Source organism: Streptomyces sp. RKAG293, assembly GCF_023701745.1.
In the GTDB taxonomy this organism is placed as follows: Bacteria; Actinomycetota; Actinomycetes; order Streptomycetales; family Streptomycetaceae; genus Actinacidiphila.
The window spans coordinates 7,133,649-7,145,605 of record NZ_JAJOZB010000001.1 but is presented as its reverse complement, the minus strand read 5'-3'; the positions used below and the strand labels follow the sequence as shown (position 1 = coordinate 7,145,605).

At 72.8% G+C, this 11,957-nt stretch carries 11 protein-coding genes and 1 tRNA gene; 9 read left to right on the top strand and 3 right to left on the bottom strand.

The window, feature by feature from the left end; all coding sequences use genetic code 11:
- Positions 1-9: 9 nt before the first annotated feature.
- The 5 genes from LNW72_RS31645 to LNW72_RS31625 all read left to right on the top strand — a co-directional run bounded on the left by LNW72_RS31645 (position 10) and on the right by LNW72_RS31625 (position 5,134).
- Positions 10-1,929 (top strand): biotin carboxylase N-terminal domain-containing protein, encoded by a 1,920-nt coding sequence (locus LNW72_RS31645; RefSeq protein ID WP_250978486.1) that lies wholly within the window; start codon positions 10-12, stop codon positions 1,927-1,929.
- Positions 1,926-3,110, top strand: a complete 1,185-nt coding sequence (locus LNW72_RS31640) for an acyl-CoA dehydrogenase family protein (RefSeq protein WP_138355743.1) — start codon at positions 1,926-1,928, stop codon at positions 3,108-3,110. Before LNW72_RS31645 ends, LNW72_RS31640 begins: the two co-directional genes overlap by 4 nt.
- Positions 3,111-3,261: 151 nt before the next feature.
- Positions 3,262-3,999 (top strand): enoyl-CoA hydratase family protein, encoded by a 738-nt coding sequence (locus tag LNW72_RS31635; protein ID WP_250978485.1) that lies wholly within the window; start codon positions 3,262-3,264, stop codon positions 3,997-3,999.
- Entirely contained in the window at positions 3,987-4,619 is a 633-nt protein-coding gene (locus LNW72_RS31630) for a TetR/AcrR family transcriptional regulator (protein ID WP_250978484.1), read from the top strand. Before LNW72_RS31635 ends, LNW72_RS31630 begins: the two co-directional genes overlap by 13 nt.
- Before the next feature lie 125 nt (positions 4,620-4,744).
- On the top strand, positions 4,745-5,134 hold the full coding sequence (locus tag LNW72_RS31625; RefSeq protein WP_250978483.1) for an MmcQ/YjbR family DNA-binding protein: 390 nt from the start codon (positions 4,745-4,747) through the stop codon (positions 5,132-5,134).
- Here the strand turns inward: LNW72_RS31625 and LNW72_RS31620 are convergent.
- The 3 genes from LNW72_RS31620 to LNW72_RS31610 all read right to left on the bottom strand — a co-directional run bounded on the left by LNW72_RS31620 (position 5,103) and on the right by LNW72_RS31610 (position 6,881).
- Positions 5,103-5,906: an N-formylglutamate amidohydrolase gene (locus LNW72_RS31620; RefSeq protein WP_250978482.1), complete on the bottom strand. Its 804-nt coding sequence runs from the start codon at positions 5,904-5,906 to the stop codon at positions 5,103-5,105. The two genes, LNW72_RS31625 and LNW72_RS31620, sit on opposite strands and share 32 nt — an antisense overlap.
- 121 nt (positions 5,907-6,027) lie before the next feature.
- Positions 6,028-6,101 (bottom strand) — tRNA-Met (locus LNW72_RS31615).
- Between the two features lie 111 nt (positions 6,102-6,212).
- Complete coding sequence (locus tag LNW72_RS31610) at positions 6,213-6,881, bottom strand: nitroreductase family protein (protein WP_250978481.1); 669 nt, start codon at positions 6,879-6,881, stop codon at positions 6,213-6,215.
- A 339-nt stretch (positions 6,882-7,220) separates the two neighbouring features.
- Between LNW72_RS31610 and LNW72_RS31605 the strand changes: the two genes are divergently transcribed.
- The 4 genes from LNW72_RS31605 (at position 7,221) to LNW72_RS31590 (ending at position 11,842) form a co-directional block, all read left to right on the top strand.
- Positions 7,221-8,870 carry an ABC-F family ATP-binding cassette domain-containing protein gene (locus LNW72_RS31605; protein WP_250978480.1) on the top strand — a complete coding sequence of 550 codons (1,650 nt, stop codon included), beginning with the start codon at positions 7,221-7,223 and terminating at the stop codon, positions 8,868-8,870.
- A 42-nt stretch (positions 8,871-8,912) separates the two neighbouring features.
- Positions 8,913-9,854: a pseudouridine-5'-phosphate glycosidase gene (locus LNW72_RS31600; protein ID WP_250978479.1), complete on the top strand. Its 942-nt coding sequence runs from the start codon at positions 8,913-8,915 to the stop codon at positions 9,852-9,854.
- Positions 9,851-10,756 carry a PfkB family carbohydrate kinase gene (locus LNW72_RS31595; protein WP_250978478.1) on the top strand — a complete coding sequence of 302 codons (906 nt, stop codon included), beginning with the start codon at positions 9,851-9,853 and terminating at the stop codon, positions 10,754-10,756. Before LNW72_RS31600 ends, LNW72_RS31595 begins: the two co-directional genes overlap by 4 nt.
- 120 nt (positions 10,757-10,876) lie before the next feature.
- Complete coding sequence (locus LNW72_RS31590; RefSeq protein WP_250978477.1) at positions 10,877-11,842, top strand: aldo/keto reductase; 966 nt, start codon at positions 10,877-10,879, stop codon at positions 11,840-11,842.
- The last annotated feature ends 115 nt before the right edge of the window (positions 11,843-11,957 follow it).

The following is an 11,957-nucleotide window of genomic DNA, read 5'->3' as shown; positions in this document are numbered from 1 at the left end:
AGGGCAGTGATGATCGAGTCCGTTCTGGTGGCCAACCGCGGCGAAATCGCCCGGCGGGTCTTCCGCACCTGCCGTGACCTGGGGATCGCCACGGTCGCGGTGTACTCCGACGCGGACGCCGGCGCCCCGCACGTACGGGAGGCCGACACCGCCGTACGCCTGCCGGGGAACGCTCCCGCCGACACGTATCTGCGCGGCGATCTGATCATCGCGGCCGCCAAGGCGGCGGGCGCGGACGCCGTCCACCCCGGATACGGCTTCCTCTCCGAGAACGCCGGCTTCGCCCAGGCCGTGCTCGACGCGGGGCTGGTCTGGATCGGCCCGACCCCCGGCGTGATCGAGGCCATGGGGTCCAAGACCCGCGCCAAGAGCATCATGTCGGCGGCCTCCGTTCCGGTGCTGACCGGCCTGCGGCCCGAGTCGATCGGCCCGGACGACCTCCCGGTGCTGGTGAAGGCGGCGGCCGGCGGCGGCGGGCGCGGCATGCGCATCGTGCGGGATCTCGCGCTGCTGGAGGAGGAGTTGGCCGCGGCGCGTGCCGAGGCGGCCTCGGCCTTCGGCGACGGTGAGGTCTTCGTCGAACCGTTCGTGGAGACGGGCCGGCACATCGAGGTGCAGGTCCTCGCGGACACCCATGGAACGGTGTGGACGCTCGGCGAACGCGACTGTTCGGTGCAGCGGCGGCACCAGAAGGTGATCGAGGAGACCCCGGCTCCCGGCATCGGCGACGAGCTGCGCCGTACGCTGCACGACGCCGCCGCGGCGGCCGCCCGGGCGATCGGCTACACCGGCGCCGGGACCGTCGAGTTCCTGGTGGCGCCGGGCGGCCGGCCGTTCTTCCTGGAGGTGAACACCCGCCTCCAGGTCGAACACCCGGTCACCGAATGTGTGACTGGACTCGACCTCGTACAGCTCCAGTTGCGGATCGCCGAGGGCGCCGCGCTGCCGGCGGAGCCGCCCGCTCCGCAGGGCCACGCGATCGAGGCCCGCCTGTACGCCGAGGACCCGGCACGCGGCTGGCAGCCGCAGTCCGGCGTCCTGCACCGGATCGAACTGCCCGAACTCCCCGGGCTGCGGCTCGACTCAGGAGTGGAGAGCGGCGACACCGTCGGGGTGCACTACGACCCGATGCTCGCCAAGGTCATCGCCTGGGCCGGCACCCGGGACGAGGCCGTACGGCTGCTCGCCCGCGCCCTGGAACGGGCCCGGCTGCACGGCCCGGTCACCAACCGGGAGCTGCTGGTGCGCGTGCTGCGGCACCCGGAGTTCGCGGCGGGCCGGCACTCCACCGCGTTCCTGGAACAGCACAGCTCGGTCCTGGCCGGGGACGGCGCGGACACCGGTCAGGTACGGCTGGCGGCGCTCGCCGCCGCGCTGTCCGACGCCTCGGGCCGCTCCGCGTTCGGCGGCTGGCGAAACGTCCCTTCCCGGCCGCAGACCAAGAGCTACGCGACGGTGCCCGGCGCCGAGCCGTACGAGGTCCGGTACCGCCTCACCCGCTCCGGCCTGGACGCCCCGGACCATCCGGGGGTGCGGCTGCTGCACGCGGAGCGCGGGCACGTCGTCCTGGCGGCGGACGGGGTACGCCGCGCGTTCGACGTGGCGGTCTACGGCGACCGGGTCCATGTCGACTGCGCCCTCGGCGCGTTCGCGTTCACCGCGCTGCCGCGCTTCCCGGAACCGGTCAGCGGCACCGAGCCGGGCTCACTGCTCGCTCCCATGCCCGGCACCGTCATCCGGATCGGTGAATTCGCCGTCGGCGACCACGTCGAAGCGGGCCGCCCGCTGCTCTGGCTCGAGGCGATGAAGATGGAGCACCGGATCACCGCTCCCGCCTCGGGAACGCTCACCGCACTGAACGCCGAGGTCGGCCGCCAGGTCGACGTCGGCGCCGTACTCGCCGTCGTCAAGGAGGAAGCACGCCCATGACCACCAGCCAAGGCACCTTCGACAGCGCACTCCTGGAAAGCGACGAGCGGCGCGCCCTGCGTGCCGCCGTCGGGGATCTCGGCCGCCGCTACGGCCGTGACTACTTCACCGCGGCCGTTCGCGCGGGGAAGCAGACCGACGAGCTGTGGCGGGAGGCGGGCGCGCTCGGCTATCTCGGGGTGAACCTCCCCGAGGAGTACGGCGGCGGAGGCGGTGGCATGGCCGAACTCTCCATAGTCCTGGAGGAGTTGGGCGCGGCCGGCTGCCCGCTGCTGCTGCTCATCGTCTCCCCCGCCATCTGCGGCACCGTCATCGCCCGCTTCGGCACCGAGGAGCAGAAGCGCCGCTGGCTGCCGGGGCTGTCGGACGGGTCGCTGCGGATGGCCTTCGGCATCACCGAGCCCGAGGCCGGCTCCAACTCGCACCGCATCACCACCACCGCCCGCCGCGACGGTGACGACTGGCTGCTGACCGGGCGCAAGGTCTTCATCTCGGGTGTGGACATCGCGGACGCCACGCTCATCGTCGGCCGCACCGAGGACGCGCGCACCGGCAAGCTCAAGCCGTGTCTGTTCATCGTCGACCGCGAGACACCGGGGTTCGAGTACCGGCAGATAGAGATGGAACTCGGCGCTCCCGAGAAGCAGTTCCAGCTCTTCCTCGACGATGTACGGCTGCCGGCCGACGCCCTCGTCGGCGATGAGGACGCCGGGCTGCTGCAGCTGTTCGCGGGCCTCAACCCGGAGCGGATCATGACCGCCGCGTTCTCGCTGGGCATGGGCCGGTTCGCCCTGGACAAGGCCGTCGAGTACGCCCGCACCCGCCAGGTGTGGCAGTCCCCCATCGGCGCCCACCAGGCGATAGCCCACCCGCTCGCGGTCGCCCACATCGAGCTGGAACTCGCCCGGCTGATGATGCAGAAGGCCGCCTACCTCTACGACGCGGGTGACGACATGGGGGCGGGCGAGGCCGCCAACATGGCGAAGTACGCGGCCGCCGAGGCCGGGGCCAAGGCCGTCGACCAGGCCGTGCACACACTCGGCGGCAACGGGCTCACCACGGAGTACGGGCTGGCCGCCCTGCTCACCGCGTCCCGCGTGGGCCGGATCGCTCCGGTCAGCCGTGAGATGATCCTCAACTTCGTCTCGCACCACACCCTGGGCCTGCCCAAGTCCTACTGACATCCACCCATCCACGGTGATTCGCACCGAGTCCGGGGCCCGGAGTCCTTCCGGGCCCGACGAGTCCTTCCGGGCCCGACGAGTCCCGCCGGGCCCGACGAGTCCCGCCGGGCCCGACGCGGCCTGCCGATCCGCATGGAGGAGACCGATCGTGTCCGACGCGCCCTTCGTACGCCGCGACCACCAGCGCGGTATCGCCCTGCTCACCCTGGACTCGCCGCACAACCGCAACGCCCTGTCGGCCCGGCTGGTCACCGAGCTGCGCGAAGGGCTCGACGAGGCGGTCAAGGACCCCGGCGTCCGCGCGATCCTGCTCACCCACACCGGGAGCACGTTCTGCGCGGGCGCCGACCTCAAGGACCCGACGGCCGGCGGGCCGCTCGGCCTGGCGGAGCTGCTGCGGAGCATCGTCGAGTCGCCCAAGCCCGTGGTCGCCGAGGTCACCGGCCACGCACGGGCCGGCGGTCTCGGGCTGCTCGCGGCGTGCGACATATCGGTGGCCGGCGAGGGAGCGAGCTTCGCCTTCACCGAGGCGCGGCTCGGCCTGGCCCCGGCCGTCATCTCGCTCACGGTGCTGCCCCGCACCGACCCGCGTGCCGCCGCCCGCTACTACCTGACGGGCGAGGTCTTCGACGCGGCGGAGGCCGTCAGGATCGGCCTGGTGAGCGCGACCGCCGACGCGCTGGACGGCATCCTCGACGGTCTGCGGGCCGCCTCGCCGCAGGGTCTCGCCGAGTCCAAACGGCTCACCACCGCCGAGGTGCTGCGCACCTTCGACCGGGACACGGCGGCGCTGGCAGAACGGTCCGCCCGCCTCTTCGCCTCGCCCGAGGCGGCGGAGGGGATACGGTCCTTCGCCGAACGCCGGAGCCCGTCATGGGTGTGGTGACCACCCGGGCCCCCAAGCAGGACCGCAGCCGCGCCACCCGGCGGAAGCTGCTGGAGGCGGCCGTGTCCTGCCTGGCGGAACGCGGCTGGAGCGGCAGCACCGTCTCCGCCGTGGCGGAACGCGCCGGGGTCACCCGGGGCGCGGCCCAGCACCACTTCCCGACCCGGGAGGACCTCTTCACCGCCGCGATCGAGCATGTCGCGGAGGAGTGGCTGGACGCCGTCCGGGAGCGGGCCCGCGCGCTGCCCCGTGACGGTGCGTCCCGTACCCGCGCCGTCGTCGACATGCTCGTCGGCGTCTACACCGGCCCGCTGTTCCGCGCCGCGCTCCACCTGTGGGTCGCGGCCGCGGACGAGGAACAGCTACGGCCCCGGGTCAACGCCCTGGAGGCCCGGATAGGCCGTGAGGCCCACCGGCTCGCGGTGGAGTTCCTGGACGCCGACGAATCCGTCGAGGGCGTCCGTGAATCCGTCCAGGCGACCCTGGACATGGCCCGTGGCCTCGGCCTCGCCAACCTGCTCAGCGACGACTCGGCACGCCGCGCGGGCATCGTCCGGCAGTGGTCGCGCATCCTGGACACGGTCATCCACACCCGGCCGGAGCAGCCGCCGGGGTCCTGATGCCGCCGCACCGGCTCCGGCGGGTGATCACGGGCATGGGCGCGCACGGCAGGCGGGCTGTCGAACCCCGGCCCTACCATCGATCACAGACAGCCACGGCCCGCCGCCGAGCCCCTGGAGTCGCCATGCCCCGCCGCGCCCACGATCCGCTCGCCGTCCGCGGAAAGGTCCGCGAGTTCGCCCTGCGGCTGCCGGAGGCGGTCGAGGAGTTCCCCTGGGGCGAGTCCGTCATCAAGGTCAACAAGAAGGTCTTCGTCTTCCTCGGCGTCGAGGACGGCAGCTATCCGCCGGCCATCACCGTGAAGCTCAAGGACGAGGACGTGCACGCCCACGCGATGACCGCTCCCGGCGCGGAACCGGCCGGCTACGGCCTGGGCAAGGCGGGCTGGGTCCGGATCCCGCTGGACGAGGGCGTCCCGTCCGCGGAGCTGTTGTCGGACTGGACGGAGGAGAGCTATCGCGTGATCGCCCCCAAGCGGCTCGTCAAGGAGCTGGACGGGCCGCCGGCCCCGTGACGGCGTCGACGAGCGCGGTGAGTGCCCGCACCACGGCGGACAGACCGTCGGTGGGCGCTCCGCCCGGCTCGGTCATATAGAGGTCCCGGCGGACCTCGATCATGAGCGCGGACACCTCGGTGCGGTGGCCGTAGTGCTTGAGCGGGACGTAGCAGCCGGCGAACGGGGTGTTGAGGCCGAGCTCACCGCAGTCCGCGAAGGCCCGGCGGGCGGCGTCGAGCAGCCAGGGCGGGGTGTGGTGCTCGTCGGTGCCCAGACACACGGCGGGGCGGGCGCCGGCCGCGTGCAGTTCGTAGGGCAGCGGCCGGGACGGGTACGAGTGCACGTCGATGATGACGGCGCGGCCGGTGGCGGCGAGGCGGTCGTCGATCAGCTCGGTGAACGCGGCCGCGTACGGGTCGAAGTGCTCGGCGAGCAGCTCCCGTTCGTGACCGGGGTCCTCGTTGCGCAGCCGCCCGCGCTGCGAGGTGCCGGTGTAGACCGCGCCCATGCCCACCGCCCGCATCTCCTCCCGCTCGTCGGGGAATCGCTCGGGGTCGACGACGAGGCGCGAGAGCAGATTGGCGTGCGTCCAGGGCGTGACGGCGGCGCCGTCCGCCGCCCGGCCGGCGATGAGGTCGGTATGGGCGTCCGTCATGTGGTCCAGCTCCCGCGACAGCTGGGCGTCGTCCAGCAGAACGCTCCCTCGTGCGGCGGGAGTCAGCGTCCGTGAACTGTGCGGGACATGGAGGACGACGGGCGATCGGTCGGCACCGGGGCTCTGCTCATACATCGGTCCGGTATATCCCAACGGATCTTCCCGATCAGCTGCTTTGCGGCGTCGCCACCCACCCAGCACCGGCACATGACAAAGCAGCAGGCCCGGTGCTTGCGCACCGGGCCTGCTGTGTGAGTAGCGGGAACAGGATTTGAACCTGTGACCTCTGGGTTATGAGCCCAGCGAGCTACCGAGCTGCTCCACCCCGCGTCGGTAAACCTGACTCTACGCGTTGGGTGACGCAGGACCAAATCATTATCCGCGCGGTGCCACGCAACCCGCGCGGTGCTCCCCGGGAGCCGGTACAACCGGCCCGGCCGGTCAGAGCCGGACCACGACCTGGTCGAGATCCTTGCGGTGGATGTCCGGGACCCGGGCGCCTTCCGCCGGGTACCCGACCGGGATGACGTACGAGGCGCGCTCCTCGGGCGGGCGGTCGCAGACGTCGTTCAGGAAGCGCATCGGGCTGGGGGTGTGGGTGAGGGTGGCCAGACCCGCCTGGTGGAGGGAGGCCAGCAGCAGGCCGACGGCGATCCCCACCGACTCCTTGGTGTAGTAGGGCCGGGGCGATTCCGGGCCCTTGTGGACCTCGAAGACGACGATGACGGCCGGGGCGTCCTCGAGGAACGGCTTGTGCCAGTCGGTGCCGATCGGGGCGAGGGCCGTCAGCCACTCCTCGGAGGCCCGGCGCTCGTAGAACTCGCGCTCCTCGGCCTCCGCGGCCTCGCGCAGGGTGCGTTTGCGCTCCGGGTCGGTGAGGACGACGAAACGCCAGGGCTGCACGTTCGCCCCGCTCGGGGCGGTGGCCGCGGTGCGGATCGCCCATTCGACGACGCCCTGCGGGATCGGCCGGGAGGAGAAGTCCCGCACGGTCCGCCGGCTCGCCATGACCTCGTGGAAGGTGCGGCTGCGCGCCTCCGCCTCGTGGGCGGGGACCGTGTGGGGGTGGAGCGGCACCGTGGGATATGCGGAGTCGTCAACCATGGGCATCACCTCAGCACATCGCGCGCCGCCACGGAAGAAGGCATCCGCGACCCCCGACCCCCGGGCGGCGGGCGGCGGGCGGAAAAGGCGTTGCCCGCCCACCACCCCCGGCGTAACGTCGTCGTCGGCCCTGTTGTCGTCGATCGGAGAAGGCCGTTGCGCGTCTGAGGTCATGAGACACCGTGCCCGTGGGATTCCCGCGTGCCCGAGTGCGACCTCGGCAGTGTGACCCGCCTTCCGTTCCGCCAGGGCGTCACCACCCAGCCATCTCCCCTCCGGGGTCGAGCCGCGTCGCGTTCCGGTGTCTCCGCAGTTGCCCTCTCATCCAGCAACCAGGAGGCCCTCATGGCATTCACCCCCCTTTCCATCAGCTGCTCCCGTCTCTCCTTCTCCTGGCCGGACGGCACCCCCGTGCTCGACGACTTCGACTTCGCCGCCGGCCCCGGCCGCACCGGCCTGATCGGACTCAACGGCTCGGGGAAGTCGACGCTGCTCCGGCTCATCGCCGGTGAACTGCGCCCGGCCGAGGGGACGGTGCGGGTCTCCGGCGAGATCGGCTACCTGCCGCAGAACGTCTCGCTCGACACGTCCGTCAGGGTCGACACCGCGCTCGGCATCGACGTGACCCGCGCCGCCCTGCACGCGATCGAGGGCGGCGACGCGAGCGAGGAGCACTTCGCCGCGGTCGGCGACGACTGGGATGTGGAGGAACGCGCCCTCGCCACCCTCGACCAGCTCGGCCTCGGTCACATCACCCTCGACCGCACCATCGGCGAGGTGTCGGGCGGCGAGTCGGTGCTGCTGCGGCTGGCCGCGCTGCTGCTGCGCCGGCCGGACGTCCTGCTGCTCGACGAGCCGACCAACAATCTGGACCTGGACGCCCGGCGCCGCCTCCATGAGGCCGTCGCGTCCTGGTCCGGGCTGCTGCTCGTGGTCAGCCACGACCGGGAGCTGCTGGAGCTGGTCGACCGGATCGCCGATCTGCGCGGCGGCGAGACGCACTGGTACGGCGGGAACTTCTCGGCGTACGAGGAGGCGCTCGCCGTCGAGCAGGAGGCCGCGGAACGGATGGTGCGGGTGGCCGGGACCGAGATGCGCCGGCAGAAGCGCGACCTGGCCGAGGCCCGGATCAAGCTGGCCCACCGGGCCCGCTACGGCCAGAAGATGTCCGACCGGAAGCGCGAGCCGAAGATCGTGATGAACCAGCGCAAGCGCGACGCCCAGGTCTCCGCCGGCAAGCACCGCATCATGCACACCGAGAAGCTGGAGGAGGCCAAGGAGCGGTTCGACGAGGCCGTCGAGGCGGTCAGGGACGACGACGAGATCCGCATCGACCTGCCGCACACCGCCGTCCCCGCCGGCCGGACCGTACTGACCCTGCGCGGGCTGGAGGTCCGCTACGGCGCCCGCGCCGACCTGGACGTGCACGGCCCGGAGCGGATCGCGCTCCTGGGCCGCAACGGGGCGGGCAAGTCCACCCTGCTGCGGACGATCGCCGGGCAGCTCGAGCCGGTGGCGGGCGAGGCGGTGGCGCACGTACCGATGCGGTACCTGCCGCAGCGGCTCGACCTGCTCGACGACGGGCTGACGGTCGCGGGCAATGTCGCCCGCTTCGCGCCCGGCGCGACCGACAACCAGATCAGGGCGCGGCTGGCCCGTTTCCTCTTCCGGGGCGGGCGCGCGGACCAACCGGTCGGCACCCTCTCGGGCGGTGAACGGTTCCGCGCGTCGCTCGCCGCGCTGATGCTCGCCGATCCCGCTCCACAGCTGCTGATGCTCGACGAGCCGACGAACAATCTGGACCTGGCCAGCGTGCGCCGGCTCACGGCGGCCCTGGCCTCGTACCAGGGAGCGCTGATCGTGGCCGGACACGATCTTCCGTTCCTGCACGGCATCGGCATCACCCGCTGGGTGCGGCTCGACGGCGAGCTGACGGGCATCGATCCGCCCACCGCCGGCGGGGAGCCGGAGCGGGAGGCGTGGAGGGAGGTGTGAGCTGGAGGTTTGGGAACGCCGGCGGTCCGACAGGAATGAGAGATGGACCCTCGTACAGTCGTTCCCTCCTCGCTGTCCCTTGCGCTCTCCGACGAAGTGCGGGACGCCCTCGACCGGCGCGCGCCGGTGGTGGCCCTCGAATCGACGATCATCGCCCACGGTCTCCCCCGGCCCCGCAACCTCCGGGTGGCCGTGGAACTGGAGGAGATCGTCCGCGCCGCGGGCGCCGTCCCGGCGACCGTCGCCGTCCTCGACGGGACCGCGCACATCGGGCTCGGCAAGGATCAGCTGGAGCGGGTCGCGAGCGACCAGGGCCTGCGCAAACTCGGCTTCCGTGACCTCGCCCCGGCGCTCGCCACCGGCGCCAGCGGCGCGACGACGGTCTCCGGCACGGCGTTCCTGGCCGCGCGTGCCGGGATCCGGGTCTTCGCCACCGGCGGTCTCGGCGGGGTGCACCGGGACTGGGTCAGCCATCAGGACGAGTCCGCGGACCTCAAGCTGCTCGCCCGCACCCGCATCACGGTCGTCTGCGCGGGTGTGAAGTCGATACTCGACGTGCCGGCCACCCTGCAGCGGCTGGAGACGCTCGGCGTCGGCGTCCTCGGCTTCCGCACCGGCACCTTCCCCGGCTTCTACCTGACGAGTTCCGGTGAGCCACTCGACTGGACGCTGCAGGAACCCTCCGAGGTCGCCGCCGTGATGCGCGCCCAGGACGCGCTGGGCGGTCCGGGCGCCGCGCTGATCGTGGCCAATCCCGTACCGGAGGCGGAGCAGCTCGATCCCGCGCTGCACGACCGCGTACTGGTCGAGGCCCATGAGGCGGCTCGCGCGGCGGGCGTCACCGGGCAGGCCATCACGCCGTTTCTGCTCGCGTACTTCGCCGAACACACCGGCGGCGCCTCCCTGGAGGCGAATCTGGCGGCGGTGCGGGGCAATGTCCGGCTCGCCTCCGCGATCGCCGCGGACTGGTCGCGGCACATATGACGGCGGCCGCCGCCGGGACGTCCCTGCTGGTCATCGGTGACGTCGTCACCGACATCGTGGCGCGGCACCACAAGCCGCTCGCGCCCGACACCGACACCTCCGCCAGGATCGCGGTCAGGCCCGGCGGGTCCGGCGCCAACACCGCTTCGTGGGCTGCCCGTTCGGGGGCCGACGTGCGGCTGCTGGCCCGTGCCGGGGCGGATTCCGCCGACTGGCACCGGGATGTGTTGCGGCGCTGCGGGGTACAGCCGCATGTGCGCGTCGACCCGTCGCTGCCGACCGCCGTCGTGATCGCCCTGGTCGACGCGGCGGCGGAGCGCACCCTGGTCACCGACAGCGGCGCGAGCGTGCGGCTCGGCCCGGAGGACTGGGACGCGGCGCTGCTCGACGGCGCCGGCCGGCTGCACCTTTCCGGCTATCTGTTCTTCAACGAGCCCGGCCGGGAACTCGCCGCGCTGGCCATGGCCGCGGCCCGCGCCCGGCACATCCCGGTGAGCGTGGATCCCGCCTCCACCGGCTTCCTCCAGCAGCTCGGCGTCCGCCGTTTCCTGGACGCCGTCGCGGGCGCCGACCTGCTGCTGCCGAATCTCGCGGAGGCCCGGTTGCTGACCGGCGACCCCGATCCCGTGCGCGCCGCCGAGCGGTTGAGCGCCGCCCATGGAGTGGCGGTGGTCAAACTCGGCGGCGCCGGTGCGCTGGTCGCCGAGCGGGGAAAGGTCACCGCCCGCGTGCCCGGAGTCGCGGCGGACGCCGTCGACACCACGGGGGCCGGCGACGCCTTCGCCGGCGGGTTCCTGGCGGCCCGGCTCACCGGCGCGGACCTGGCGGGAGCGGCCGCCGCGGGCTGCCGTACGGGCGCGGCGGCGGTCGCCGCGGTGGGCGGCCGGCCGGAATATTCATGAGCCCCTGCGCACTGTCATACGGCAAGGTGATGATCGTCGCCGATCACGCAGCGGGGCGGTTCCGCGGTCCGTCGATCCCGCGACCGGCCGACTCCGCCGCCGTCCGAAGGAGCAGCACCCATGCGCACCACCACACTCGGCAGCAAGGGCCCCGCCGTGGGCGTCGTCGGACTCGGCTGCATGGGCATGACCCATGCCTACGACCCGAGCGGCCGTGACGACACCGTGTCCGTCGACGTCGTCCGGCGCGCCCTCGACCTGGGTGTGACGCTCATCGACACCGCCGACGCCTACGGTCCCTACACCAACGAGGAGTTGGTCGGCCGAGCGCTCGCGGGCCCCTACCGGGAGCGGGCCGTACTGGCCACCAAAGTGGGCCTGGTGCTGACCGGCACCGACGAGGGACGGCCCGTCTACGGCCGGAACGGGCGCCCGGAGCACATCAAGGCGTCGATCGACGCGAGCCTGCGCCGGCTGGGCACCGATCACGTCGACCTCTACCAGCTGCACCGCATCGACACCGAGGTCCCGGTCGAGGAGACCTGGGGCGCCCTCGCGGAGGTGGTGGCCGCGGGAAAGGCCCGCAGGATCGGCCTGTCCGAGGCCTCGGTCGAGGAGATCGAGCGGGCCCACGCCGTCCACCCGGTCGCCTCCGTCCAGTCCGAGCTGTCGCTGTGGACCCGCGACGCGCTGGCGGACGTCCTGCCCCACTGCGAACGCGAGGGCATCGCCTTCCTGCCGTTCTCCCCGCTGGGCCGCGGCTTCCTCGCCGGCCGCTTCAGCTCGTACGACGACCTCCCCGCCGACGACATGCGCCGCAACCTCCCCCGCTTCCAGCAGGAGGCGCTGCGCACCAACCTCGCCATGGTCGGCACGGTCCGCGCCATCGCCGAGCGCACCGGCTCCACCCCCGCCCAGGTCGCCCTCGCCTGGGTCCTCGCGCAGGGCCGCTACGTCGTCCCCATCCCCGGCACCAAGACCCCGAAGTACCTCACGGACAACGCGGGCGCCGCCGACCTCACCCTCTCCCCCGCCGACCTCACCGAATTGAACGACCTCCCGGCCGCCACGGGCACCCGGTACTGACCCGCGGCGCCCTGCCGGCCCGGAGAGTCAACGGGCGGCGGAAAATCACCGGGCGGCCGCCGCGCGCCCGATGGCGGTAACGGCGGACCGCGAGGAAGGTGGTCAGCGGGGGATA